This window comes from Jannaschia sp. Os4, assembly GCF_016820245.1.
In the GTDB taxonomy this organism is placed as follows: Bacteria; Pseudomonadota; Alphaproteobacteria; order Rhodobacterales; family Rhodobacteraceae; genus Jannaschia.
In genome coordinates, this window is sequence record NZ_JAFCAR010000004.1 from 663932 (window position 1) to 688116 (window position 24185).

The 24185-nt window shown below is 73.7% G+C and carries 24 protein-coding genes; 18 read left to right on the top strand and 6 right to left on the bottom strand.

What is annotated here, in order from left to right:
• Positions 1 to 26: 26 nt before the first annotated feature.
• Positions 27 to 677, bottom strand: a complete 651-nt coding sequence (locus tag JQC91_RS12160) for a hypothetical protein (RefSeq protein WP_203287071.1) — start codon at positions 675 to 677, stop codon at positions 27 to 29.
• Between the two features lie 202 nt (positions 678 to 879).
• On the opposite strand from JQC91_RS12160, the gene JQC91_RS12165 reads away from it, so the two are divergent.
• The 7 genes from JQC91_RS12165 (at position 880) to JQC91_RS12195 (ending at position 10634) form a co-directional block, all read left to right on the top strand.
• Positions 880 to 2619, top strand: a complete 1740-nt coding sequence (locus tag JQC91_RS12165; protein ID WP_203287072.1) for an efflux RND transporter periplasmic adaptor subunit — start codon at positions 880 to 882, stop codon at positions 2617 to 2619.
• Positions 2616 to 6326 carry an efflux RND transporter permease subunit gene (locus JQC91_RS12170; RefSeq protein ID WP_203287073.1) on the top strand — a complete coding sequence of 1237 codons (3711 nt, stop codon included), beginning with the start codon at positions 2616 to 2618 and terminating at the stop codon, positions 6324 to 6326. Before JQC91_RS12165 ends, JQC91_RS12170 begins: the two co-directional genes overlap by 4 nt.
• A 141-nt stretch (positions 6327 to 6467) precedes the next feature.
• Positions 6468 to 7346: a metal ABC transporter substrate-binding protein gene (locus tag JQC91_RS12175; RefSeq protein WP_203287074.1), complete on the top strand. Its 879-nt coding sequence runs from the start codon at positions 6468 to 6470 to the stop codon at positions 7344 to 7346.
• Entirely contained in the window at positions 7339 to 8223 is an 885-nt protein-coding gene (locus JQC91_RS12180) for a manganese/iron ABC transporter ATP-binding protein (RefSeq protein WP_343069966.1), read from the top strand. The genes JQC91_RS12175 and JQC91_RS12180 overlap by 8 nt, the downstream gene beginning before the upstream one ends.
• A gap of 24 nt (positions 8224 to 8247) precedes the next feature.
• Positions 8248 to 9081, top strand: coding sequence for a metal ABC transporter permease (locus JQC91_RS12185; protein WP_203287075.1), 834 nt, complete (start codon positions 8248 to 8250; stop codon positions 9079 to 9081).
• A complete protein-coding gene (locus JQC91_RS12190) occupies positions 9081 to 9908 on the top strand; it encodes a metal ABC transporter permease (RefSeq protein ID WP_203287076.1) in 828 nt (275 codons plus the stop codon). Before JQC91_RS12185 ends, JQC91_RS12190 begins: the two co-directional genes overlap by 1 nt.
• Before the next feature lie 393 nt (positions 9909 to 10301).
• Positions 10302 to 10634, top strand: a complete 333-nt coding sequence (locus JQC91_RS12195) for a TfoX/Sxy family DNA transformation protein (RefSeq protein WP_203287077.1) — start codon at positions 10302 to 10304, stop codon at positions 10632 to 10634.
• On the opposite strand, the gene JQC91_RS12200 is transcribed toward JQC91_RS12195, so the two are convergent.
• Both JQC91_RS12200 and JQC91_RS12205 read right to left on the bottom strand, forming a co-directional pair.
• Positions 10631 to 11269, bottom strand: coding sequence for an NUDIX hydrolase (locus tag JQC91_RS12200; RefSeq protein WP_343069967.1), 639 nt, complete (start codon positions 11267 to 11269; stop codon positions 10631 to 10633). The two genes, JQC91_RS12195 and JQC91_RS12200, sit on opposite strands and share 4 nt — an antisense overlap.
• Complete coding sequence (locus tag JQC91_RS12205) at positions 11266 to 11682, bottom strand: DUF983 domain-containing protein (RefSeq protein WP_203287079.1); 417 nt, start codon at positions 11680 to 11682, stop codon at positions 11266 to 11268. Before JQC91_RS12205 ends, JQC91_RS12200 begins: the two co-directional genes overlap by 4 nt.
• A gap of 140 nt (positions 11683 to 11822) precedes the next feature.
• On the opposite strand from JQC91_RS12205, the gene JQC91_RS12210 reads away from it, so the two are divergent.
• The 4 genes from JQC91_RS12210 to JQC91_RS12225 are packed head-to-tail and all read left to right on the top strand — an operon-like array spanning position 11823 to position 13554.
• Positions 11823 to 12290, top strand: coding sequence for an EF-hand domain-containing protein (locus JQC91_RS12210; protein WP_203287080.1), 468 nt, complete (start codon positions 11823 to 11825; stop codon positions 12288 to 12290).
• Between the two features lie 4 nt (positions 12291 to 12294).
• Complete coding sequence (locus JQC91_RS12215; RefSeq protein ID WP_203287081.1) at positions 12295 to 12882, top strand: sigma-70 family RNA polymerase sigma factor; 588 nt, start codon at positions 12295 to 12297, stop codon at positions 12880 to 12882.
• Positions 12875 to 13132, top strand: coding sequence for a hypothetical protein (locus JQC91_RS12220; RefSeq protein ID WP_203287082.1), 258 nt, complete (start codon positions 12875 to 12877; stop codon positions 13130 to 13132). Before JQC91_RS12215 ends, JQC91_RS12220 begins: the two co-directional genes overlap by 8 nt.
• Entirely contained in the window at positions 13129 to 13554 is a 426-nt protein-coding gene (locus JQC91_RS12225) for a periplasmic heavy metal sensor (protein ID WP_203287083.1), read from the top strand. Before JQC91_RS12220 ends, JQC91_RS12225 begins: the two co-directional genes overlap by 4 nt.
• Here JQC91_RS12225 and JQC91_RS12230 read toward each other — a convergent pair.
• On the bottom strand, positions 13547 to 14947 hold the full coding sequence (locus JQC91_RS12230; RefSeq protein ID WP_203287084.1) for a diguanylate cyclase: 1401 nt from the start codon (positions 14945 to 14947) through the stop codon (positions 13547 to 13549). The two genes, JQC91_RS12225 and JQC91_RS12230, sit on opposite strands and share 8 nt — an antisense overlap.
• A gap of 106 nt (positions 14948 to 15053) precedes the next feature.
• Here JQC91_RS12230 and JQC91_RS12235 point away from each other — a divergent pair, with 106 nt between their 5' ends.
• Positions 15054 to 15341, top strand: coding sequence for a DUF3572 domain-containing protein (locus JQC91_RS12235; RefSeq protein ID WP_203287085.1), 288 nt, complete (start codon positions 15054 to 15056; stop codon positions 15339 to 15341).
• Between the two features lie 16 nt (positions 15342 to 15357).
• Here the strand turns inward: JQC91_RS12235 and JQC91_RS12240 are convergent, their stop codons facing one another.
• Positions 15358 to 17181 (bottom strand): extracellular solute-binding protein, encoded by a 1824-nt coding sequence (locus tag JQC91_RS12240; RefSeq protein ID WP_203287086.1) that lies wholly within the window; start codon positions 17179 to 17181, stop codon positions 15358 to 15360.
• Positions 17182 to 17771: 590 nt separating this feature from the next.
• On the opposite strand from JQC91_RS12240, the gene JQC91_RS12245 reads away from it, so the two are divergent.
• From JQC91_RS12245 to JQC91_RS12270, 6 genes are read left to right on the top strand one after another with little or no spacing between them, the layout of a single operon-like run.
• Entirely contained in the window at positions 17772 to 18551 is a 780-nt protein-coding gene (locus JQC91_RS12245) for a 3-hydroxybutyrate dehydrogenase (protein ID WP_203287087.1), read from the top strand.
• 26 nt (positions 18552 to 18577) lie between these two features.
• Entirely contained in the window at positions 18578 to 19270 is a 693-nt protein-coding gene (gene arsH, locus JQC91_RS12250) for an arsenical resistance protein ArsH (protein ID WP_203287579.1), read from the top strand.
• A complete protein-coding gene (locus tag JQC91_RS12255; RefSeq protein WP_203287088.1) occupies positions 19267 to 20280 on the top strand; it encodes a patatin-like phospholipase family protein in 1014 nt (337 codons plus the stop codon). Before arsH ends, JQC91_RS12255 begins: the two co-directional genes overlap by 4 nt.
• Positions 20281 to 20289: 9 nt before the next feature.
• Positions 20290 to 22008 carry an FAD-dependent monooxygenase gene (locus tag JQC91_RS12260; protein WP_203287089.1) on the top strand — a complete coding sequence of 573 codons (1719 nt, stop codon included), beginning with the start codon at positions 20290 to 20292 and terminating at the stop codon, positions 22006 to 22008.
• Positions 22005 to 22358 carry a hypothetical protein gene (locus JQC91_RS12265; protein ID WP_203287090.1) on the top strand — a complete coding sequence of 118 codons (354 nt, stop codon included), beginning with the start codon at positions 22005 to 22007 and terminating at the stop codon, positions 22356 to 22358. Before JQC91_RS12260 ends, JQC91_RS12265 begins: the two co-directional genes overlap by 4 nt.
• Entirely contained in the window at positions 22355 to 22708 is a 354-nt protein-coding gene (locus JQC91_RS12270; protein ID WP_203287091.1) for a hypothetical protein, read from the top strand. Before JQC91_RS12265 ends, JQC91_RS12270 begins: the two co-directional genes overlap by 4 nt.
• 3 nt (positions 22709 to 22711) lie before the next feature.
• Here the strand turns inward: JQC91_RS12270 and JQC91_RS12275 are convergent, their stop codons facing one another.
• Positions 22712 to 24178, bottom strand: a complete 1467-nt coding sequence (locus JQC91_RS12275) for a GMC family oxidoreductase N-terminal domain-containing protein (RefSeq protein ID WP_203287092.1) — start codon at positions 24176 to 24178, stop codon at positions 22712 to 22714.
• Positions 24179 to 24185: the final 7 nt, after the last annotated feature.

Sequence of the window (24185 nt, forward strand, 5' to 3'; positions counted from 1 at the left end):
GACTGTCCCGTCCGGCGCGTCCCGTCTCACGCGGGCTCCGCCTCCAATCCGAGCGCGACGATGGTCTGCCGGGCGCGCTGGCGCAAGGCTTGGCTCGCCTCGGCGTCCTCCGTGAGGACGCGCAGCAACGTCGCCGCCGTGGCCGGATCGCCCGCCGCGATGGCCGCGAAGGCCTGCTGCTCCACCGCGAGGGTCCGGAAGGGCCGTCCCGGCGTCGCAAGGTCCGCGAGGATCGCGGCGTCGCGTGCCGCGTCGCCAGACCCGCCCAACCAGATCGCCTTGAGCAGGGCGAGGTCGCGGTATTCCGGCGCCACGCCCGCGTCGTCGCCCAGCGCGATCAGCGCCGCGGCCGCCGCCGCCGGGTCCGCCTCCGCGAGGCTGCCCGCCCGCGCCATCTCCAGCACGACGCGCTGCTCGGGAACCGCGGGCTCCAGCGCCGCGAGCGCCGCGCTGCGCGCCTCGGCGTCGGGCAGCTCCAGCGCCGCCAGCACCGCGTCGCCGAAGGCCTGCGCCCGCGCCGCGTCGCGTGCCTTGCGCCACTCGTTGAACGCCGCGCCGCCGACCAGCAGCGCCACGGCGAGCACCGCGACCCAGCCCCAGCGCCGCAGGAGCATGGACATGCGGTCGCGCCGCAACTCCTCGGTCACCTCGTCGATGAAGCTGTCCGGATTCGACATGCCCGCCCCTCGCCCCGTCCCCGCGTCGGTCGGCGCGCGTCTAGCCCGCGCCCGCCGCGAACGGAAGGCCGGGACGGCGGATGGGGCGGGAAGGGGCGGTTTCTGCGCTGCGGCACCTTGCCTTGGGCCCGCCCGCCCCCTAGTTCTGAACCGATCAGTTCACATGCCGGCCCCCGAGTCGGTCCCCGCACCCGGACCCGCCATGCGCCTTTTCCCCGTCCTCACCGCGATCATCGTCTGCGTCGTCCTGTTCTACGCGGTGCTCCAGCGCGACGTTCTGCTGGGCTTCGTCGCCGAGGTCACGGGGGAGGAGGCGCCCGAGGTCGAGGTCGTGTCCGAGGCCGAGCCCGTCTCGATCACCGCTGCCGGGGATGCGGAGGCGCGCGTCCTGCCCTCCGTCGTGGCCCTCGCCAGCGCGGCGCAGGTGGTCCCCGACGTGGTGCTGCTGCGCGGTCAGACCGAGGCGGCCCGCCAAGTGACGGTCGCAGCGGAGACCTCCGGCCTCGTGGTGTCCGAGCCCCTGCCCCGCGGCACCCGCGTCGAGGCGGGGCAGCTCCTGTGCGAGCTGGACCCCGGAACCCGCGTCGCCGTCCTCGCCGAGGCGCAGGCGCGCTTGGCCGAGGCGCGCGCCCGCGTCCCCGAGGCGGAGGCGCGGGTGGCGGAGGCCATCGCCCGCCGCCCCGAGTCCGACGCGCGCGTGGCCGAGGCCGCCGCCGCGCTCCCCGCCGCCCGCGCCCGCGTGGCCGAGGCGGAGGCCGCCATCCCTGCCGCCGCCGCCCGCCTGCGCGAGGCGGAGGCGCGCCTGCCCGAGATGCAGGCCCGCGTGGCCGTGGCGGAGGCGTCGCGCGCCGATGCCCAAGCCCGCGTGGCCGAGGCGGAGGCGCGGCTGGAGGAAGCGCGCATCAACCTCAACGCCGCCGAGCGGCTGGGCGAGGACGGCTTCGCCTCGCAGACGCGCGTCGCCAACGCGCAGGCCGCCTTCCGCGCCGCCGAGGCCGGGCTGACGGCCGCGCTGACCGGCGTCGACTCGGTCGAGGCGGACATCGAGGCGGCCCGCGCCGCGGTGGAAGGCGCCCGGGCGGGCATCGAGAACGCCCGCAGCCAGGTCTCGGGGGCGGAGGCCGCGCTGGAATCGGCCCGCAGCCAGGTCGCGGGCGCCGAGGCGGCCATCGAGAACGCGCGCGCGGGCGTGACAGGCGCCGAGGCGGGCGTCGAGAGCGCGCGCGCGGGCATCGAGGGCAGCACGGCGGGCATCCAAGCCGCGGAGGCGGGCGTCGAGGCCGCGCAGGCCGAGATCGACCGCCTGACGATCACGGCCCCGTTCGGCGGCGTGCTGGAGTCGGACACCGCCGAGCTCGGCACCCTCCTGCAGCCGGGCACCGCCTGCGCCACGATCCTGCAGCTCGACCCGATCGAGCTCGTGGGCTTCGTGGCCGAGGGCGACGTGGACCGGGTCGAGGTCGGGGCGCGCGCGGGGGCGCAGCTGCTCACCGGGCGCGAGGTGACCGGCACCGTGCGCTTCCTCGGGCGTCAGGCCGACCCCGTGACCCGCACCTTCCGCGTCGAGGTCGAGGTGCCCAACCCCGACCTGCGCATCCGCGACGGCCAGACCGTCGAGATGCTGATCGAGACCCAGCCCACCCGTGCCCACCTGATCCCCGCCTCCGCGCTGACGCTGGACGACGCGGGGCGCCTCGGCGTGCGGATCGTGGAGGACGGCCGCGTCACCTTCGTACCGACCGAACTGGTCCGCGACACGCCCGACGGCGTCCTGCTGGCCGGGCTGCCCGACACGGCGGACGTGATCGTCGTGGGCCAGGAATACGTGACCGAGGGCGTCGAGGTGGAGGTCGCCTACCGCGACGCGCCCGTGGGTGAGGCCCCGTCGGCGGCGGAGGCCGCGACGGACGATCCCCTGATCATCCCGGAGGTGACGCAATGACCGGAATCGTCGACTGGGCCGCCGCCCGCGCGCGGATGGTCCTCGCGTTCATCGTGCTCTCGGTGCTCGCGGGGACGCTCGCCTACGTGACCCTCCCCAAGGAGGGCGAGCCGGACATCGACGTGCCGGTCCTCGCCATCACCGTCCCCTTCCCGGGCATCAGCGCCTCCGATTCCGAGAAGCTGCTGGTCAAGCCGATGGAGACGGAACTGTCCGAGCTGGACGGCCTCAAGGAGATCACCGCCACCGCCGCGGAGGGCGTGGCGCTGATGTTCCTCGAGTTCGAGTTCGGCTGGGACAAAGGCGAGACCATCGCCGACGCCCGCGACGCCATGAACCGGGCCGAGGCCGACTTCCCGTCCGGCGCGGACCAGTACACCATCTCGGAGATCAACTTCTCCGAGTTCCCGATCCAGATCGTCAGCCTCTCGGGCATCGCGCCCGAGCGCACGCTGCTGCGGCTGGCCAAGGACATGCAGGACCGCCTCGAGTCGCTCACGCCGGTCCTCGAGGCGGGGCTCGCGGGGCATCGCGACGAGATGGTCGAGGTGCTGATCGACCCGCTCGCGCTGGAGGCCTACAACGTCACCGCCGCCGAGCTGCTCAACGTGGTGACGCAGAACAACCTGCTGGTCGCCACCGGCGAGGTCGAGACCGGGTCCGGCGCGTTCCCGGTCAAGATCCCCGGCTCCTTCGACAGCGTGCAGGACGTCTACGCGCTGCCGGTGAAGACCAACGGCGACCGCATCGTCACCTTGGGCGACCTCGCCGCCATCAACCTGACCTTCGAGGACCGCCAAGGGACCGCGCGCTACAACGGCGAGACCACGGTCGCGCTGCAGGTGGTGAAGCGGAAGGGCTTCAACATCATCGACACCGCCGCGCTCGTCGAGCAGGAGGTCGCCGCCGAGGTCGCCATGTGGCCCACGGAGCTGCAGGACAGCGTCGAGGTGACGATCACCCTCGACCAGTCGCGCACCGTGGAGTCGATGGTCTCCCAGCTCGAGGGCTCCGTGCTCACGGCCATCGCGCTGGTCATGGTGGTGGTGCTGGCCGCGCTCGGCACCCGCTCCGCGCTGCTCGTGGGCTTCGCGATCCCGACCTCGTTCCTTCTGTGCTTCGCGAACATGGGCGCGGCGGGGCTGACGATCTCGAACATCGTGATGTTCGGCCTGATCCTCGCGGTGGGGATGCTCGTGGACGGCGCCATCGTCGTTACCGAATACGCCGACAAGCGCATCCAAGAGGGCAAGGGCCCGATGCAGGCCTACGTCGAGGCCGCCAAGCGGATGTTCTGGCCCGTCGTGTCGTCGACCGCGACGACGCTCTGCGCGTTCCTGCCGATGCTGTTCTGGCCGGGCATCCCCGGCGAGTTCATGGGGATGCTGCCCGTCACCCTGATCTTCGTGCTGTCGGCCTCGCTGGTGGTCGCGCTCGTCTACCTGCCGGTCATGGGCGGCGTGGCAGGGCGGCTCTCGCGGGTGCTGGAGAACGTCGGCGACGCCATGCGCGCCAACCTCCACTGGGCGATCCGCGTGGCCCTCGTGGCGCTCGGCGGGTTCCTCATGGTGCAGGGCATCCTCCAGACGATCGAGCCGGCCTACCTCCTCGCGGCGGCGCCCGCCGCCGCCGGCTCCGCCGCGGGGGCCGCGCTCTTCGTGGGGTCGGCCTTCCTGCTGTCGTCGGCGATCCACTCGGTCCGCTGGGAGCGGCGCGCGCGCCGGGTCCGCTCGGGCTACCGGCGCTCGGCCTTCGGCCACTTCGTCGCGCTGCTGGTGGCGAACCCGATCGGCCCGCTGGTCTCGATCGGGGTCGTGGGCTTCGTGGTCGTCTCGACGTTCACCTACTTCGCGGCCAACAACAACGGCGTCGAGTTCTTCGTCGAATCCGAGCTCGAGCAGGCCAACGTCTACGTCCGCGCCCGCGGCAACCTCTCGCTCGCGGAGAAGGACGCCTTGCTGCGCGAGGCCGAGGCCATCGTGCTCGACACGCCCGGCATCCAGTCCGCCTTCGCCTTCGCGGGCGACGGCGGCCTCTCGACGGGCGGCCCCGGCGGCGGCGGCGCGCCGCGCGACACGATCGGGCAGGTCCAGTTCGAGATGATCCCGTGGGAGGAGCGGCCCACCGTCTCGATCCCGTGGTTCGACATCCCGCTGATCGGCACCGTGAACCAGACCGTCGTGGACCCCGCCTACGACGGCAACACCGTGGCCGACGCCATGCTGGAGCGGCTGCGCACCCTGCCCGGCCTGCGCTTCGACCTCGCGGCCAACGACGGCGGCCCCGCGCAGGGCAAGCCCGTCCACCTGCGCCTGACCGGCGACGACTGGATCGAGCTGCAGGAGGCGGCGACGATCATGGCCGCCACCTTCGACGCGACCCCCGGCCTGATCGACGTCGAGGACTCGCGCCCCCTGCCCGGCATCGACTGGGAGATCGACGTCGACCTCGAGAGCGCGGGCCGCTTCGGCGCCGACGTCGCGACCGTGGGCGCGATGGTGCAGCTCGTGACGCGCGGCATCCTGCTCGACACGATGCGCGTGGACAGCTCCGACGAGGAGATCGACATCCGCGTCCGCCTCCCCGAGGAGGACCGCGTGCTGTCCACCCTCGACAGCCTCAAGGTCCGCACGCCCAACGGCCTCATCCCGCTCGCCAACTTCATCGAGCGCCGCCCCGTCCCGCGGCTCGCCCAGATCGACCGGGTCGAGCAGGAGCGCTACTTCGACGTGAAGGCGGACGTGGCGCCGGGCCTCGTCGTGACGCCCGACGGCGACGTCCTGCCCGCCGACCGGGCCGAGGGCGCGCCTGTCACCCCGAACGAGCGGATCGGCGTCCTGACGGAGCAGCTCGACGACCTGCTGCCCGCCTCCGTCTCGTGGGAGTGGACCGGCGACCAAGAGGAGCAGGCCGAGTCCCAGGCCTTCCTGCAGACCGCGTTCATGGGCGCGCTGGGGCTGATGTTCATCATCCTGCTGGCGCAGTTCAACTCGGTCTACAACGCCGTGCTCGTGCTGCTGGCCGTGGTGCTGTCGGTGACCGGCGTGCTGATCGGGATGCTCGTGATGGGCCAGCCCTTCTCGATCATCATGACGGGCACCGGGATCGTCGCGCTCGCGGGGATCGTGGTGAACAACAATATCGTCCTGATCGACACCTACCAGGAATACTCTCGCACCATGCCCCGGATCGAGGCGATCGTGCGCACCGCCGAGGACCGCATCCGCCCCGTCCTGCTGACGACGCTGACGACGATGGCGGGCCTCGCGCCGATGATGCTGGGCCTCAGCCTCGACTTCGTCGGCGGCGGCTACTCGATCGGCTCGCCCACGGCGCTGTGGTGGATCCAGCTGGCGACGGCGGTGGTGTGGGGCCTCGGGGTGGCGACGGTGCTGACGCTCCTCTTCACGCCCTCGATGCTGGCGCTCCGGGTGTGGTTCTGGACCATCGCCGCGATGATCTTCCGCTCCGTCGCCCGGCTCGGGGCCTCCAAGCTGTCGCGCCGCGGCCAGGACTGGGCGCTGCGGCGGCAGGCGCGCAAGGTGAAGTCGCCCACGCTGCTCTGGGCCGAGGAGGAGACGGTGACGGATGCCGCGACCGCCTCGGAGGTCGCGCCCCCCGCGCAGGTCCCGACCGCCGCCGTCGTCGTCGAGGACGAGGACCGCGACCCGACCCTGCCCCATCCGCCGCTCCGCGCCGCGGAGTGAGCCCCGCCCCCCCGGCCCGCGGTCCGGGGGGCATGGCCGCCGGGGCCGGGACGGACCTTCCCGCAGGCGGGCCACGCCCCGCCGCAGGACTTGCGAATGCTTCGCATTGACAACGCACGCGCCTCACCCACATTGGCTCGCATGAGACGCATCCTGCTGGCCCTCGCCCTCCTCGCGGCCCCCGCGGCCTCCTCCGCCGACGAGCTCAAGGTCGCCACCACCTTCACCATCCTCGCCGACATGGCCCGCAACGTGGCGGGCGACGCGGCCGAGGTGGTCTCGATCACGAAGCCCGGCGCCGAGGTGCACGGCTACCAGCCCACGCCCCGCGACATCCTCGCCGCGCAGGACGCCGACCTGATCCTGTGGAACGGCCTGAACCTCGAGCTCTGGTTCGAGCAGTTCTTCACCCGCCTGCGCGACGTCCCCTCCGCCACGGTGTCCGAGGGGATCGACCCGATCCCCGTGGCGGGCGGCGACTACGACGGGCGGCCCAACCCCCACGGCTGGATGGGGCTGAAGCCCGCGCTGACCTACGTGGACAACATCGCGGCCGCCCTGTCCGAGCACGACCCGGAGAACGCGGGCCTCTACGCGGCCAACGCGGCGGCCTACAAGGCGGAGATCGAGGCCACCATCGGCCCGCTCCGCGACGCCATCCGCGCCCTCCCCGAGGAGGACCGCTGGCTCGTGACCTCGGAGGGCGCGTTCAGCTACCTCGCCCGCGACTTCGGGCTGAAGGAGCTGTTCCTCTGGCCGATGAACTCCGACGCGCAGGGGACGCCGCAGCAGGTCCGCACGGTGATCGACACCGTCCGGTCCGAGGGCATCCCGGTCGTGTTCAGCGAATCCACCGTCTCCCCCGACCCCGCGAACCAAGTCGCCCGCGAGACCGGCGCCCGCTACGGCGGCGTGCTCTACGTCGACAGCCTCTCGGCGGCGGACGGGCCGGTCCCGACCTACCTCGACCTGCTGCGCGTCACCTCCGAGACCATCCTGCGGGGCCTCGCCGGTGAATGAGGCCTCGCCCCTCGCGCCGGCCCCCGCGACCGAGGCCCTCGGCGCGGGCATCGCCGCCGAGGGGCTGACCGTGACCTATCCCGGTGGCGTCACCGCGCTGCGCGACGCCACCTTCGCCCTGCCCACCGGCACCATCGCCGGCCTCGTCGGCGTGAACGGGGCGGGCAAGTCCACGCTCTTCAAGGCCCTGATGGGCTTCCTCCCCGCGCGCCGCGGCACCGTCCGCATCCTCGGGCGGCCCGTGGCGGACGCGCTGCGCGACAACCTCGTGGCCTACGTCCCCCAAGCCGAGGAGGTGGACTGGTCCTTCCCCGTCCTCGTCCGCGACGTCGTCACCATGGGCCGCTACGGGCGCATGGGCCTGCTGCGGCGCGCCTCCGCCGAGGACCGCCGCATCGTCGCCGAGTCGCTCGCCCGCGTCGGCATGTCCGACTTCGCCGACCGCCAGATCGGCGCCCTCTCGGGCGGGCAGCGCAAGCGCGTGTTCCTCGCCCGCGCCCTCGCGCAGGAGGGCCGGGTCATCCTGCTCGACGAGCCGTTCACCGGCGTCGACGTCGCCACGGAGGACGCCATCGTGACGCTGCTGCGCGAGATGCGGGACGAGGGCCGCGTGATGCTGGTCTCGACGCACAACCTCGGGTCGGTCCCGCGGTTCTGCGACCGCACGGTGCTTGTGAAGGGCACCGTCCTCGACCACGGCCCCACGGCGGAGGTCTTCACCCCGGCCAACCTCAAGCGCGCCTTCGGGGGCGTGCTCCGCCGCTACGAGCTGGGCGGATCCGACCTCCACGACGACCATGCGGACGACGCGCGCAAGGTCACGGTTCTGACCGACGACGAGCGGCCCTTCGTCATCTACGGCGACGACCATGACTGAGCGCGGCCGGGAGGCGCCCGCCTGATGGACGTCCTGCTCGAGCCCTTCGCCTATGCCTACATGCGCGACGCGATCTGGGTCTCCGCCCTCGTGGGGGCGACCTGCGCGTTCCTGTCGGCCTTCCTGATGCTCAAGGGCTGGAGCCTCATCGGCGACGCCCTCTCCCATGCCGTCGTCCCCGGCGTCGCGGGGGCCTACCTGCTGGGCCTGCCCTTCGCGCTCGGCGCGTTCCTGTCGGGCGGGCTGGCGGCCGCGGCGATGCTGCTCCTGACCGAGCGGACCGGCCTCAAGACCGACACCGTGATCGGCGTGATCTTCACCGGGTTCTTCGGGCTCGGCCTCTTCATCTCATCGCTCTCCCCCGCCCCCGTCGACCTGCAGACCATCGTGCTGGGCAACATCCTCGCCATCACGCCCGGGGACCGCATGCAGGTGGTGATCATCTCGACCGTCACCTTGGCGACGCTCCTGCTGACGTGGCGGACGCTCCTCATCGTGTTCTTCGACGAGGCGCACGCCCGCGCGATCGGCCTGCGGCCCAAGGCATGGAAGGCCCTGCTCTTCGCGCTCCTCGCCGCGTGCGCCGTGGCCGCGATGCAGACCGTGGGCGCCTTCCTCGTGGTGGCCATGGTCGTCACGCCCGGCGCGACCGCCTACCTGCTGACCGACCGCTTCGGGCCACTCCTCGCGCTGGCCGTCTCCTTCGGCACCCTGTCCTGCGCGGTCGGTGCCTACCTCTCCTACTTCCTCAACGGCGCCACCGGCGGGGTGATCGTGACGCTCCAGACGCTGCTCTTCGCGCTGGCCTTCGCCTTCGCGCCGACCCACGGCCTCCTCGCCCGGAGGCGCGCGGCCTGATGGACCTCCTCCTGCCCCTGCAGCTGCCCTTCCTGCGCGACGCGCTGCTCGCCGCGGTGCTGGTCGCGCTGCCCTGCGGGCTGCTGTCGCCCTACCTCGTGCTCAAGGGCTGGGGCCTGATCGGCGACGCGATCAGCCACGCCGTCCTGCCGGGCGTCGCGCTGGCCTACATCCTCGGCCTGCCCCTCATCCTCGGGGCCTTCGCCGCGGGGATGGGCTCCGCTTGGCTCACCGGCTGGCTCGACACGCGGAGCCGAATCAAGCGCGACACCCTGATGGGCGTGGTCTTCGCCGGCATGTTCGCGATCGGGCTCGTGATGATCGCGGGGATGGGCGCGGGCGTGCATCTCGACCACATCCTGTTCGGCAACCTCCTCGGCGTGGAGCCGCACGAGCTGCGGACCGCGCTCGTCGTCGCCGCGATCGTGGTGGGCACGGTCGCGCTGCGCTGGCGGGACCTGCTGCTCCACGCCTTCGACCCCGCCCACGCGCGGGCCGCGGGCCTCAACGTCGCCCTCCTGCACCATGGGCTGATCGCGCTCGTGGCGGCCTGCGTGGTCGCCGCGCTCGGCGCGGTGGGGATCGTGCTGGTGATCGCCCTGCTCGTCACGCCGGGCGCCATCGGAAGCCTCCTGACGCGGAGCTTCGGCACCATGCTGCTCGTCTCCGCGTCGAGCGCGGCGCTCGCGGCGATCGGCGGGGTCTGGGCCTCGGTCTTCCTTGACAGCGCGCCCGCCGCGACCATCGTCGTCCTGCTCACCGCGATGTTCCTCGCGGCCCTCGCTTGGCGCGCCGCCCGATCCCGCGCCGCCCTGCGCGAAGAATAGGCGCACGCCGCGACGCAGCGTCGTTTCTGCAATTGCACAGTTGACCATGCTGCCGCGCAGCATAATCTGGAACGCATCGGAGCGGCGCTTCTCCTCCCTTTTGCGCCGATCCGGAGAACGTCGCGGCCCCGCCCTCTCCTCCTCCCTGGGCGGGGCCGCAGTTCCGCCCCAATTCCGTCCTCGATTTTGCAACAATCCGCGCGATCCTGACGTTCGGGTCCCGACTCTAGGGACTCGACAGCAAAGGATCCGACGGATGACCCGCCCCCAGCCCGTCCCGCGCTCCCCCGCCGACCCCGCCCCGCGCAAGCCGCGGCCCAAGCCGGTGCGCTTCACCGACTGGGCGTCGATCTGACTCGACGCGGCCCCGGCGCCTGAGACAAGCTTCGGCCCATGGCCGAACTCGAGACCGTCCGGAACGTCGGCCCCGCCCTCGCGGGGGCGCTGCGATCCGCCGGGATCGCCGATGCCGTCGCGCTGCGCGCCCTCGGCACGGATGCCGCCTACGGACGGCTCGTCGAGGCGGGCGCGCGCCCGCACTTCATCGGATACTACGCCTTGGAGATGGGCCTGCAGGGGCGTCCGTGGAACGACTGCAGGGGCGAGGAGAAGGCCGCGCTGCGCGCCCGGTTCGACGCCGTCGTGGCCCGCAGCCGTCCGCGCGACGCCGACGCGGCCGCGTTCGAGGCGATGATGGACGCGATCGGGGTGATCGAGCCGCGCTAAAGCCTCGCCATCCGCGATCCCGCACCGCGGTTGTCGAGGAACGGCACCCCCGGCGCGGCCCGCCCCTCGGCATGGGCGACCACCTCGCCCAGCACCACCTCCGTCACGAAGGGCACGTCGAGGGCCCGCGCCTCCGCCAAGGGGACCCAGTGCAGGTGGCTCAACTCGTCCTCGGCGTGGCTGAAGTCGTCCGGATCGGTCTCCAGCGCCGCCGCGTCGGCGAGGAAGAAACGCGCATCGAAGCGGCGGGGACGCCCGGGCGGCGTCACCGCCCGGAACACGAAGGAGAGCGCCGAGGGGTCCGGGCGGCGCGCCGCCCAGCCGGGCCAGCCGCAGCCGTCGCCCGGACGCGACAGCCGCTGGCCCGTCTCCTCGGCCAGTTCGCGGAGCGCGGCCGCGACGAGCGCCTCGGGCGGGCGGTCGGACTCGGTGGAGAGGGCGTTCCGCATCCCCGCGCGCAGCGGGGCGCCGAACGGGACCGCCGCGTCGCCCTCCTCGACCGCGCCGCCGGGGAACACGAACTTGGACGGCATGAACGCGGCCCTCGCCCCCCGCTGGCCCATCAGCACGGACGGGCCCGCCGCACCGTCGCGCAGCAGGATCACCGTGGCCGCGTCTCGGAGGGGCGGGCTCACTCGGCGGCGGGGGCGCGGTCGGGCCACGCGGGCGGGTCGGTCTCGTGGCCGAACCCGTGCATCCGGTTGGCCCACTGCACGCCCACGAGCGCGCCCTTGAGGCGCGGCAGGAACCAGAGGGACATAAGCACGCTGCCGATCCCGAAGATCGCCATGAACTCCCACGGCGAAGGCTCGCGGGCGACGTAGTACCAGAGCATCGCTGGCCCGACGACGTGCCCCACGATCAGCAGCGTCAGGTAGGGCGGGCCGTCGTCGGCTCGGTGGTGGTGGAACGCCTGCCCGCACGCGTCGCAGTGGTCGCGCGTCTTGAGGTACTTCACCATCAGCGCGCCCTCCCCGCAGCGGGGGCAGGTGCGGCGCCAGCCGTTCCACACGGCGGGCCAGACGGGACGGTCGGTCGAGTCGGTCATCCTCCCCAACTCGCCCGCACCGCCGGGGTTCGTCCGGCGGACGCGAAAATTGTCGCGGGCGGGCGACGGAAACCGCCCGCCCGGTCGTGACAGACGTGGACGCGGTCGACGGGACCGCGCGACAACGAAGGACAGCGACCATGACCATGCGCCCCATCCCCCTCGCCCTGATCGCCCTCGCGGGGGCCGCCAGCCTCGCGACCCCGCTTCTGGCGGACGGCCCGCGCACCAAGCCCGCCTTCACCGAGGTGGACGCGGACGGCGACGGCGCCGTGACCGAGGCGGAACTGCGCGCCTACGGCGCGACCCGTGGCCAAGCCCGCTTCGCCCGCGTCGACATGGACGGGGACGGGAGCCTGAGCCGCGCGGAACTGGAGGCGGCCGGGCAGACCCGCGCCGCGTCGCGCATCGAGCGGATGCTGGAGCGCGCGGACACGGACGGCGACGGTGCGCTGAGCCGCGCGGAACTAGAGGCCGCGCGCGGCGACCAGGACGGGCGGCGCGGCGGGGGCCGGATGTTCGGACGGCTCGACGCGGACGGCGACGGCCGCGTGAGCGCCGCCGAGTGGGACGCCTTCGAGCCGCGCCGCGGCCGGGCGAAGAACTGACCCCGTGTGGCGGGGGCGGCGCGATGACCTGTCGGACCTCGACGACCACGCCCTCCTCCGCCGCGCGGCCGAGGGGGACGGGCGGGCGGCGGGCGTGCTCGTCGAGCGGCTCGGCCCCCGCCTCCTCGCCTCGGTCGCGCGCCTCCTCGGCGGGGACCGGGCCGAGGCCGAGGACGTCGTGCAGGAGGCGTTCCTGCGCCTGTGGCGCAAGGGGGCCGACTGGGACGCGGGCGGCGCCGCCGCGCCGGGGACGTGGCTCCACCGGGTGGCCGCGAACCTCGCGCTGGACCGCCGCCGCCGGGCCGGCGCGCGGTGGGACGAGCTGGACGACGCCCATGCCGACGACGCGCCGGGCGCGGAGGCGCGCCTGATGGCGGGCGAGCGCGTCGAGGCGCTGGAGGCGGCGCTCGCCGCCCTGCCCGAGCGGCAGCGCGTCGCGGTCGTGCTGCGCCACGTGGAGGGCTACGCCAATCCCGAGATCGCGGCCATGATGGACGTGGGCGTCGAGGCGGTGGAGAGCCTGACGTCCCGTGGCAGGCGGCGGCTGGCGGCGCTGCTCGGGCCACGCAAGGAGGAGTTGGGCCATGGATGACCTCGACCGCGACCTGCGCGCCCTGTCACGCGCCGAGGCGCCGTTGCCGCCCCACCTGCGCGGGCGGATCGTGGGCGGCCTGCCCCGTCCTCGCCCCCTGCCCCGCCTCGCGTGGGTGGGCCTGCCCGCCGCGCTCGCCGCCGGGCTGGCGATCGGAATGCTGGACCCCGTGGCGGTGATCGCGCCGCTCTCCGGCGGGGAGGCCGAGTTCGCGGACCTCGCCGTGCTGTCGTGGGAGGACCTCGAATGAGACGCTGGGTGCCCTGGGCCTTGGCCGCCTCGCTGGCGGTGAACCTCCTGGTCGCCGGCGCGGTGGTCGGCGCGATGGCGATGGGCGGCGGGGACCGGGCGCGCGGCTTCGGCGGGCCGCCCGAGCTGGCCCTCGCCCGCGCGCTCCCGAAGGAGGAGCGGGCGCGCTTGCGGGAGGCGTTGCGCGATGCTGCGGTGCGGCGAGGCGACCGGACCCGGACCCGCGACGCCGTGGTGGCGGCGCTGCGGGCGGAGCCGTTCGACGCGGCGGCGCTGGAGCTCGCGCTGGTGGAGGCGGTCGAGCGCCAGCGCGCGCCGCGCGCCGAGGCGGCCGCCGCCATCGCCGCCGCCGTCGGGCGGCTGGCCCCGGAGGAGCGGGCCGCGCTGGTCGAGGCGATCGGGCGGCGGACGCGCCTCAGGTGATGTGGGCCACGCGGTTCCGCCCGCCCTCCTTGGCGGAGTAGAGCGCGCGGTCGGCCACGCGCAGGGCCGCGTCCTCGCCCGCGTCGTCCATCACGGCGGTCCCAAGGGACAGGGTCACGCGCACCTCCACGCCGTCCTCCAGCGCGATGGCGCTCGCCTCGACGGCGCGGCGCAGGCGCTCGGCCACGGCGCGGGTCGCCTCGGCGTCCGTGTCGGGCAGGATCACGAGGAACTCCTCGCCGCCCAGCCGCGCCACGAGGTCCTCCGTCCGCAGGTTCAGCCGCATGACCTGCGCCACCCGCGTCAGCACGAGGTCCCCGGCCGCATGGCCCCAGCGGTCGTTGACCGCCTTGAAGTGGTCGATGTCCACCATGGCCACCCCCACGCGCCCCCCCTCGCGGCGGCAGCGCTCGGCCACGCGGCGCAGGTGGGCGAGGGCGTAGCGCCGGTTGTGGAGGCCCGTCAGCGGGTCCGTCACGGCCATCTGCAGCCCGGTGTCGAGGTTGCGGCGCATCCGGTCCCCGCGCAGCTTGCGCGCGAGATGGGTGCGGATGCGGGCGGCCAACTCGTCGGGCGGGACGTCGCGCGCCACCGCGTCGGCGGCCCCGAGGTCGAGCGCGGTCGCCGCGCGCTCGCCGCCCGCTTCGGGCAGGAGCGCGACGTAGGCCGCATGCCGCGAGGCGGGGCGCGCGCGCATCTCGCTCATCAGGCGCAGGCCGGTCCCCGGCTGCGCGGCGTCGTCGTCGATCACCACCACGTCCGGCATGGTCTCGGGGGCAAGGTCGAGCGCCGCGTCCGGGTCGAGCGCGGCGACGCCGCCGCGGAAGCGCTGGCCCAGCGCCCGGCGCAGCCCCTCGGCGGCGGCCGTCGGCGGCGCGATCAGCGCGATGCGACCCTCGGGCTCGGCGGGCGCGGGGGACGCGAAGGCGGCCTGCCCGCGCTCGCCGAAGCCCATCGGGCGGGGGGCCTCGACCGCGTCCCACCCGAACAGGGCGCCGCGGCTCTCGTACTCCCGCTCCTCGCCGCGCGCGCGCAGCAGGGAGCGGACCCGCGCGAGCAGCGCGACCTCCTCGACGGGCTTGCAGAGGTAGTCGTCCGCCCCCGCCGACAGCCCGTCGATGCGGGCGTCCGCCTCGGGCGAGGCGGTGACGATGATGACCGGGATGGAGGCCAGCGCGGGATCCGCGCGCAGCGCCCGGCAGGTGTCCGCCCCCGACAGGCCCGGCATGACCATGTCGAGGATGACGATGTCCGGCTGCTCGGCCGCCGCGACCTCCAGCGCCTCCGCGCCGGACGCCGCCATGAGCACGTCGTAGCGCGCGGCGGTCAGCTTGACCTTGAGGATCGCTCTGTTCGTCGCCACGTCGTCGACGACGAGAATGCGGCCTGTCATTCGAAACCCGTTCTCCGCCCCGCCAATGGGGCGATATGACACCGGCATGGGGCCACAGTCGTTAACGGACCGTTACTGTTTCGCATTCGTGACGAAAGGGAGACGCATGCAGGGGAACCATGGGCAGGATCGCGCCGAGATGCTGGGGCTGCAGGCGCTCGGCTGGCTGGCGGAGACGGACCGCCTCGGCGCCTTCGCGGGCGCGACGGGGGCCGACCTCGACACGGTGAGGGCCGGGGCCGCCGATCCGGCGTTCCTCGGCGCGGTGCTCGACTTCGTGATGTCGGACGACGCGGCGGCGCGCGCCTTCTGCGAGGAGAACGGCCTCGCCGCCGAGGATCTGGTGCGGGCGCGGGCGGCGCTGCCGGGGGGCGACCACGTCCACTGGACGTGACCGCCCGCCCCCAAGCTCACTCGGTCATCCACCACACGTCCGGCTGGAACCCGATCCAGTCGCCGTAGATCGGCAGCGTCTCGGGATATTGCAGCTCGTCCGCGTGGGCGAGGTAGCTGATCGGGTTGTGCGAGGTGGGGATCACGTAGCGCCCCGCCGTCAGCACCCGGTCCAGCGCGCGCACGGCGGCGACGTAGTCCTCTTGGGTGTCCGCCGAGAGCATCGCCTCGACCATGCCGTCGATGGCCGGGTCGGTCGCGCCCATCCAGTTGCGGCTGCCCTCCTGGCCGGCCGCCTCGGACCCCCAGTAGGCGAGCTGCTCGTTGCCGGGCGACAGCGACACGCCCCAGACGTTCCACGTCATGTCGAAGTCGAAGGCCGTGGTCCGCTCCTTGAACTGGGCGGAGTCGATGGACGTCACCGTCGGCTCGATCCCGAGCCGCTTGAGCGCCTCGGTGTAGATGTCGACGATGGACGCCACCTCGGACGAGCCCTGCGGCAGCATGATCTCGAAGGTCACGACCGCGCCGTCCGGCCCCCGCAGGGCGCCGTCGTCGCCGATCACGTAGCCCGCCTCCTCGAGGAGGGCCGTGGCGCGGCGCAGGCCGCCCCGGTTGGCGACCTCGCCGTTCGTCTCGGGCAGCGCGTAGCCCTCCAGCGTGCCGGGCAGCAGGTCGTCGGCGTAGGGCGCCAGCAGCTCGGCCACGCGCCCCTCGGCCGGGCCGTCCTGCATCCCGAGCGGCGAGTTCGCGAAGTAGGAGGTGATCCGCGGCAGCGCGCCGTCGTTGAGCACCGCGTTCATGTACTCGAAGTTGTAGGCCTCGATCATCGCCTGCCGCACGCGCCAGTCGTCGAAGGGCGCGCGGCGCGTGTTCATCACGAGGCCGGTCATGCCCGTGGGCCGCTGGTGCGGGATCTCGGACAGGACCACGTCGCCCGACTGCACGGCGGGGAAGTCGTAGTCGCGGTTCCACTTCGCGGCGTTCGTCTCGCGGAAGGTGGAGAGCTCGCCCGCCTTGAACGCCTCGAAATGCGCGGTGGCGTCGCCGAAGAACTCCATGCGGATCGTGTCGACGTTGTTGGTCCCGACCCGCACGGGCAGGTCCGCGCCCCAGTAGCCCTCGTTCCGCGACAACTCCACGAAGCGGCCGGCGTCGACGTCGGTGATCACGTAGGGGGCGGAGGTGATCGGCACCTCGTCCAGCCCGCTCTCGAAGAAGGCCTCCTCGCGGCCCTCCCACTGCGCGGCCTTCATCACGGGGCGCATCCCGAGGATCATCAGCAGCTCGCGGTCGGGCGAGTCGATGGTGAAGCGCACGCCGCGCTCGCCGACCTGCTCCAGCGCCGTGACCCGGTTGAACGCGCCGCGGTAGCGCCCGTGGGCGCCCTCCTGCCCGAGGATGTTGAACGACCAGATCACGTCCTGCGGCGTGACGGGGGTGCCGTCCGAGAAGCGCGCGTCCGCGTCGAGCGTGTAGGTCACCTGCGTCTCGTCCTCGGAGACCTCGACCGACTCCGCGAGCAGCGCGTAGTTGGTGAACGGCTCCCCGTAGGAGCGGTGCATCAGCGTCTCGTAGGCGAGGAACCGGAGCTGCCACGGCACCCGGCCCTTCTGGATGTGGGGGTTGAGGCTGTCGAAGCTGCCGACCTGCCCGTCCGAGAACGCGCCGCCCTTGGGGGCGTCCGGGTTCACGTGCGGCAGGTGCGCGAAGCCGGGCTCCATCTCGGGCTCGCCGTAGAGCGCGATGCCGTGCCCGTCGGCCCAAGCCGGGGCGCCCGCGGCCCCCGCCAGCAGGAGCGCGGCGGTCGCGGCGCGCAGGGTCGTCGTGGTGGGTTGCATGGCTCGATCCTCTCCCCTCGTTTGGGGATCGTTGAAGCCGCGTTAACCGGGGCGGGCAAGCCCTTCAAAACCCCGTGAATCCGGCGCGCGAGTTTGTGCTTGGACTCTATGACGTGAACGTCTATGTTTGACCCACTGCTCGATAGGTTTCTTGCCTGTATGAAACCTGCCTCAATGACTGGACGCCGACCTCGTGTCGGCGTCTTTTTCTTTGGAGGCGACGGCAGTTGCGCGGCATCCCGGAGATGTCCCGGATCGCCCCGAAACCCAACGATGCTTGCGTTTTCTCGCGAATCTCCCATCCGCTCGACATGCCCGCGCCGGTCGTCGCGCCCGCTCTGATCGGCGGACTTCGCCCCCAGGCCGCCGGAGCGGATCGGGTCGTCAACCTATGCGCGAATCACCCTCGCCGATGAGCTAGCAAAGAGCCGATTCGCCATCAAGCGCGGGGGCGGCAGGACGTCGCGTCCGCCTGCGGGCGCGGCAGGCCTGCACTGGAAACGGGCACGGGGCGGAAGGTCCGGCGCCTCTGGAACGCGGCACCGGGACGGGGCATTCCCCTTCCGTCCGCGACACGCACAGGTGCCTCCATGACCGCTCCCCTCTCCGGCCGCACGGCCATCGTCACCGGCTCCAACTCCGGCATCGGGCTGGGCATGGCCCGCGAGCTGGCCCGCGCCGGCGCGGACGTCGTGCTCAACTCCTACACGGACCGCGACGAGGACCACGCGTTGGCCGAGGAGATCGCGGCGGAGACCGGGACGAAGGCGCGCTACATCGCGGCGGACCTGTCGGACGGGGCGGCGGCGCGCGGCCTCGTCGAGCAGGCGGGCGCCTGCGACATCCTCGTGAACAACGCGGGCATCCAGCACGTCGCGGGCATCGAGGAGTTCCCGACCGCGAAGTGGGACGCGATCCTCGCCATCAACCTCTCCTCGGCCTTCCACACGGCGGCGGTCGCGGTGCCCACGATGCGCGCGGCGGGCTGGGGCCGGGTCATCAACGTGGCCTCCGCCCACGGGCTCACCGCCTCGCCCTACAAGTCCGCCTACGTCGCGGCGAAGCACGGGGTCGTGGGCCTGACCAAGGTGATCGCGCTGGAGACGGCGGAGGAGCCGATCACCGCAAACGCGATCTGCCCCGGCTACGTCCTCACCCCGCTGGTCGAGTCGCAGATCCCCGACACCATGGAGAAGTACGGCATGGACCGCGAGACAGCCGTGCGCGAGGTGCTGCTGACCCGCCAGCCGTCCAAGGAGTTCGCCACCACCGAGCAGCTCGGCGGCACGGCGGTGTTCCTGTGCTCGGACCACGCCGCGCAGATCACCGGCACGACGATCAGCGTGGACGGCGGCTGGACCGCGCTGTGAGCCCTTGGACCGACGCGGATCACGGGCTGGCGGGCTACCGCGCCGTCGACCCGGACGACCTCCGCGCGCCGATCCGGTCGAGCCACAGGCCGCGCATCCTGATCCTCTACGGCAGCCTGCGGGAGCGCTCGTTCTCCCGCCTCGCCGCCGAGGAGGGCGCGCGGATGCTCGTGGGGCTCGGGGCGGAGGTGCGGTTCTACGACCCCCGCGGCCTGCCCCAGCCCGACGGGGCCGAGGCCGACCATCCCAAGGTGGCGGAGCTGCGCGAGGCGGCGACGTGGTGCGAGGGCATGGTCTGGTCCTCGCCCGAGCGGCACGGCGCGATGACCGGCATCATGAAGAGCCAGATCGACTGGATCCCGCTCTCGCTGGGCGGCGTGCGCCCGACGCAGGGCAAGACGCTGGCCGTGATGCAGGTCTCCGGCGGGTCGCAGTCGTTCAACACCGTCAACCAGCTCCGCATCCTCGGGCGCTGGATGCGGCTGCTGACGATCCCCAACCAGTCCTCCCTGCCCCGCGCGTGGGACGAGTTCGACGAGGCCGGGCGACTGGCCGACGGCCCCCTCAAGCGCCGCATCGCGGACGTGATGGAGGAGCTGGTGCGCTTCACGTGGCTCACCCGCGACCTGCACGGCGTGCTGCTGGACCGCTACTCCGAGCGCGAGGAGCCGCCCGAGGCGCTGTCGGCGCGCGTCAACCAGTCGAAGGCCGCCCCATGACCAAGCGGATCAACCTCGCCCTGCAGGGAGGCGGCGCGCATGGCGCGTTCACGTGGGGGGCGCTCGACGCGATCCTCGACGACGAGCGGATCGAGGTCGCCGCCATCTCGGGCACCTCGGCGGGCGCGCTCAACGGGGCCGCGCTCAAGGCGGGGCTGGTGAAGGGCGGGCGGGACGGGGCGCGCGAGAACCTCGCATGGCTCTGGGACCAGGTCGGCGCGCAGGAGGACGGCCACTGGGACGGCTGGCTGGAGGCATGGTCCCCCCGCGCCGTGTCCAAGGCCATCGAGATGTCGCCGCCCTACATGATCTGGGACATGCTCTCGCGCGGGATCTCGCCCTACTCCACGCCGGAGTTCACGTCCCAGGCCCTGCGCCGCATCGTGGAGCGGTTCGACTTCGACGACGTCTGCACGCCGGAGGGGGGGCCGCGCCTCCATGTCTGCGCGACCTCCGTCCGCACCGGCAAGATCCGGGTGTTCGAGGACGGGGAGATCTCGTCCGACGCCATCCTCGCCTCGGCCTGCCTGCCCACGCTGTTCCCGGCGGTCGAGATCGACGGCGAGGCCTACTGGGACGGCGGCTACACCGGGAATCCGGCCCTCTTCCCCTTGTTCGTCAACGACTTGCCGCGCGACGTTCTCGTGGTGAACATCAACCCGCTCGAGCGTGCGGAGGTGCCGACGACCGCCGCCGACATCCAGAACCGCATCAACGAGATCAGCTTCAACACCTCGCTCCTGCGGGAGCTGCGCGCGATCGACTTCGTCCAGCGCCTGATCCACGAGGGCACGATTCCGGAGGGCGCGATGAAGGACGTCCTCGTGCACATGGTGGCGGATGACGGCCTGATGCGGCAGCTCTCCGTCGCCACGAAGATCGTCCCCAACCCCGCCGTGATCCACCAGCTCCGCGCCGCCGGGCGCGGGGCGGCGGAGCGGTTCCTGTCGGCGCATTTCGACGACCTCGGCGCGCGGTCCACGGTGGACCTGCGCGCGATGTTCGCCTGAGGCGGAAGCATGACGCCCCCGCCCGAGGCCTGCGACGTCCTGATCGTCGGGGCCGGCCCGGCCGGCCTCGTGCTCGCCGCGCAGCTCGCCGCCTTCCCCCGCCTGTCCGTCCGCCTCGCCGAGCGCGCGGACGGCCCCCTCGCGCTGGGACGCGCCGACGGCATCGCCTGCCGCAGCATGGAGATGCTGCGCGGCCTCGGGCTCGCGCACCGCGTCGCGCACGAGGCCTACCACGTCGAGGAGGTCTGCTTCTGGCGCCCCGCCCCCGGCGGCGGCATCGCCCGCGCCGAGCGGATGCCGGACGTGCCCGACGACCTGTCCGAGATGCCCCATGTCATCCTTGGCCAAGCCCGCCTTCAGGAGTTGCTGGCCGAGGCGGCCGCCCCGCGCGTGGTGCCGGACTACGGCTGGACCCTGACCGGGCTCGACCGCGCCGAGGACCACGTCGACGCCTTCTTCGACGCGCCGGACGGCCCGCGCGCCCTCCGGGCGAAGTACGTCGTCGGCTGCGACGGCGCGCGCTCCGCCGTGCGCGGCGCGATCGGGCGCACCCTCCACGGGCGCGCGGCCCGCCAGCTCTGGGGCGTGATGGACGTGCTCGCCGAGACCGACTTCCCCGACATCCGCCGCAAGGCCGCCGTGCAGTCCGAGGCGGGCTCGGTCCTGATCATCCCGCGCGAGGGCGGGTTCATGACCCGCGTCTACGTCGACCTCGGGCCGCTGGCCGAGGGCGAGCGGGCCGCCGACCGGGGCGTCACCCCCGAGGCCATCGCCGCCCACGCCGCCCGCGTGCTCGACCCCCACGGGTTCGAGGTGCGCGAGGTCGTCTGGTGGTCCGCCTACGAGATCGGCCAGCGCCTCGCGGACGGGTTCGACGACGGCCGCGGCCATCCGCGCGCGTTCATCGCGGGCGACGCCTGCCACACCCACTCGCCCAAGGCCGGCCAAGGGATGAACGTCTCGATGGCCGACGCCTTCAACCTCGGCTGGAAGCTCGCCCACGTGCTCGAGGGCCGCGCCCGCCCCGCCCTCCTGCGCAGCTACGAGGCCGAGCGCCGCGCGGTCGCCGCCGACCTCATCGCCTTCGACGAGGAGATGGCGCGCCTCTTCTCCACCCCCGCCCGCACGGCGGAGGAGGCGGCCACCTTCGGCGCCTACTTCAAGCGCCACGTCCGCTACGCCGCCGGGGTCGAAACCCGCTACGCCCCCTCCGCGCTGACGGGGGACGGGGCGCATGCGGACCTCGCGCGCGGCTGGGTCGAGGGGATGCGCCTCCACTCCGCCCCCGTGATCCGCCTCGCCGACTCCCGCCCGATGTCCCTCGCGCACGGGTGGGGGGCGGACGGGCGCTGGCGCCTCCTGCTCGTGGCGCCCAACGCCGAGGCCCTCACGGCCCCCTGCGCCGCGCTGTCCACGACGCCGGGCATCGACGTGCACGCGCTCCTCGCCGCGCCGGGGGACGACCCCGCGCTGCCCGCCCTGCTGCGCCCGCGGACCGGCCCCCACGGCCTCGCCGATCCGCACCGGGTCTACGCCGCCGATCCCGGCGACGACATCTTCGAGCGCCGGGGCCTCGCGCGGGTCGGCTGCGCGGTGCTGATCCGACCCGACGATCACGTCGCCCGCGTGCTGCCGCTCGACCGCGCGGCGGAGGCCCCCGCGATGGTCGCCGCCCTCGGAACCGCCCCCCCGCCGGGGCGTTCGATCCCCGAAGGAGACCGCGCATGACCCGACAGGACTTCAGCCAGAACTGGGTGCCCTACCGCGACCCGCTGATGGACCGCTTCCCCTCGCTCACGGATGGCGACCTCGAGGACGCGGACGGCTCGACCGCCGCGCTGGCCAAGCGCATCGCCGAGGGCGAGGGCACGACCCCCGCCGAGGCGCAGCAGACCCTGCACGAGTTCCTCGACGGCCCCCTGCCCGCCGACGCCTACGCCGAGCCGGTCAACGACAACGCGGCCGTGATGCAGTCCGAGCGCTACATCCCGGAGGGCGAGGACGCGCTTACCGACGACCGCCGCTTCGGGGACGACGACAAGATCGAGAACCCGATCGGGCGGGACCGCTCGTCGTGAGGGGGCTCGCCGCCGCCGCCCTCGCCCTCGCGCTGCCCGTCGCGCCCGCCGCCGCCGACGTGCCGGTCCTCACCCACACGCCGCCGATCGCGCAGGTCACGCGCCCCTTCGACGCGCCCCCGCCGGGCGAGGGTCGGGTGCGCATGGTCCGCCACGGGGGCGAGACGGCGCTGCTCTCCCTCGACCAGGCGTATCGCTACGAGCGCGCCTACGACCGGGCGCTGACGCGCGCCGCCTTCCGGATGCCGGTCCACCGGGCCGAGGCCCACGCCCGGGCCGCCGCGTGGCACGCCGTGACCGCGGGCCGCCCGCGCGAGGCGAGCGGCCTCGTCGTCCTCAAGCGGCGCTGACGATCAGCGGTCGCCGAGGCCCTCGGCGACCATCCCCGCGCCGCGGTAGCCGATCATCATCGACGGCGCGTTCGTGTTGGCCGAGGTGATGCGCGGCATCACGCTCGCGTCCGCGACCCAAAGCCGGTCGACCCCCCGCACCGCGAGGCGATCGTCGAGCGGCCCTTGCAGCGCGACGGTGCCGACCGGGTGGTAGGCCGTCCCGACCCGCGCATCGAGATGGGCGTCGAGGTCGGCCCCGGCCCCGGGGAACACCTCCGGCGCCCGCCGACGCCCGAACGGGGCCCCGTCCAGCATCCCCCGCAGCAGGCCCAGCGCCCGCTTGAGGTCGGCCCGGTCCCGCGCGTCGGCGAGCAGCCCGAAGTCGATCTCCGGCGCGTCGGACGCCCGCGGCCCCGACAGCGTCAGCCGCCCGCGCGACCGCGGCTGCATCAGGCACACGTCCGCGTAGTAGCCCGCGCCCCAGCCGATGGCGGCCTCATGGCCCAGCCGCGCGGGGATGAAGTGGATCTGCGCGAAGGGGCGATCGCCTTCCCCGAGGAAGGCCCCCGCCTCGACGGTGTTCGACGTCAGCCGCCCGCGGCCGAGGGCCAGCGCCAGCGGCGCCATCGCCCAGCCCGGCATCTGGCCCCATGTCAGCCCGTAGCCGGACCCCGGTCCCTCGTGATGCACCGCCACCGCCGGGTGGTCGTGCAGGTTCGCCCCGACGCCCTCCGCCTGCGCCGCCACGCCGATCCCGTGCCGCGCCAGCTGCGCCCGCGGCCCGACGCCCGAGCGCATCAGGATGGCGGGCGACCCGATCGCGCCGCCCGCGAGGACCACCCCCGCCCGCGCGCCCACCCGTCGTCCGTCCGACAGGAGGACGGCCCGCGCGCGCCCTTCGGCGATCTCGACGCGCTCGACCTCCGCCCCGGTCAGCACCCGCGCGCCGGAGCCGCGCAGGAAGGCCCGCACCGGCGAATGCCGCCGTCCCCGCGCCATGTTGGTCCGTAACACGCCCGACGACACGCGCTCAGGATCGACGGGGCCGCCATGGACCCGCTCGAGCGCCTCCGACAGGGGGTGCGGGTCCGGCAGGCGGGCGGGGCGCAGGGCCGCCTCCACCGCCTCGAACGCGCCCTCCACGTCGGACCAGCCCCAGCCCGGCCCCCAATGGTCGAAGTCGTCGCGCCGCCCGCGGAACCAGACCATCGAGTTGATCGAGGCCGACCCGCCCAGCCCCTTGCCGCGCGGAACCTTGACCCGCCGCCCGCCGAGGCCCGCCTGCGGCACCGTGCGGTAGCGCCAGTCCCGCCGCGACCCCATCAGCCAGACGAGGCCGAACGGCACCGCCACCAGCGGGTGGCGGTCCGTCGGCCCGGCCTCCAGCACCAGCACGTCGAGGTCGGGGCGCAGCGCCCGGAGGCGCCCCGCCAGGACGGCCCCCGCCGCGCCCGCGCCGACCACCACCACGTCCGCGGTCACTTCCATGCGTCCC

Coding starts and splice junctions, on each gene's coding strand:
- JQC91_RS12160 (WP_203287071.1), bottom strand. CDS start 677: ATGTCGAATCCGGACAGCTTCATCGACGAGGTGACCGAGGAGTTGCGG.
- JQC91_RS12165 (WP_203287072.1), top strand. CDS start 880: ATGCGCCTTTTCCCCGTCCTCACCGCGATCATCGTCTGCGTCGTCCTG.
- JQC91_RS12170 (WP_203287073.1), top strand. CDS start 2,616: ATGACCGGAATCGTCGACTGGGCCGCCGCCCGCGCGCGGATGGTCCTC.
- JQC91_RS12175 (WP_203287074.1), top strand. CDS start 6,468: ATGAGACGCATCCTGCTGGCCCTCGCCCTCCTCGCGGCCCCCGCGGCC.
- JQC91_RS12185 (WP_203287075.1), top strand. CDS start 8,248: ATGGACGTCCTGCTCGAGCCCTTCGCCTATGCCTACATGCGCGACGCG.
- JQC91_RS12190 (WP_203287076.1), top strand. CDS start 9,081: ATGGACCTCCTCCTGCCCCTGCAGCTGCCCTTCCTGCGCGACGCGCTG.
- JQC91_RS12195 (WP_203287077.1), top strand. CDS start 10,302: ATGGCCGAACTCGAGACCGTCCGGAACGTCGGCCCCGCCCTCGCGGGG.
- JQC91_RS12205 (WP_203287079.1), bottom strand. CDS start 11,682: ATGACCGACTCGACCGACCGTCCCGTCTGGCCCGCCGTGTGGAACGGC.
- JQC91_RS12210 (WP_203287080.1), top strand. CDS start 11,823: ATGACCATGCGCCCCATCCCCCTCGCCCTGATCGCCCTCGCGGGGGCC.
- JQC91_RS12220 (WP_203287082.1), top strand. CDS start 12,875: ATGGATGACCTCGACCGCGACCTGCGCGCCCTGTCACGCGCCGAGGCG.
- JQC91_RS12225 (WP_203287083.1), top strand. CDS start 13,129: ATGAGACGCTGGGTGCCCTGGGCCTTGGCCGCCTCGCTGGCGGTGAAC.
- JQC91_RS12230 (WP_203287084.1), bottom strand. CDS start 14,947: ATGACAGGCCGCATTCTCGTCGTCGACGACGTGGCGACGAACAGAGCG.
- JQC91_RS12235 (WP_203287085.1), top strand. CDS start 15,054: ATGCAGGGGAACCATGGGCAGGATCGCGCCGAGATGCTGGGGCTGCAG.
- JQC91_RS12240 (WP_203287086.1), bottom strand. CDS start 17,181: ATGCAACCCACCACGACGACCCTGCGCGCCGCGACCGCCGCGCTCCTG.
- JQC91_RS12245 (WP_203287087.1), top strand. CDS start 17,772: ATGACCGCTCCCCTCTCCGGCCGCACGGCCATCGTCACCGGCTCCAAC.
- JQC91_RS12255 (WP_203287088.1), top strand. CDS start 19,267: ATGACCAAGCGGATCAACCTCGCCCTGCAGGGAGGCGGCGCGCATGGC.
- JQC91_RS12260 (WP_203287089.1), top strand. CDS start 20,290: ATGACGCCCCCGCCCGAGGCCTGCGACGTCCTGATCGTCGGGGCCGGC.
- JQC91_RS12265 (WP_203287090.1), top strand. CDS start 22,005: ATGACCCGACAGGACTTCAGCCAGAACTGGGTGCCCTACCGCGACCCG.
- JQC91_RS12275 (WP_203287092.1), bottom strand. CDS start 24,178: ATGGAAGTGACCGCGGACGTGGTGGTGGTCGGCGCGGGCGCGGCGGGG.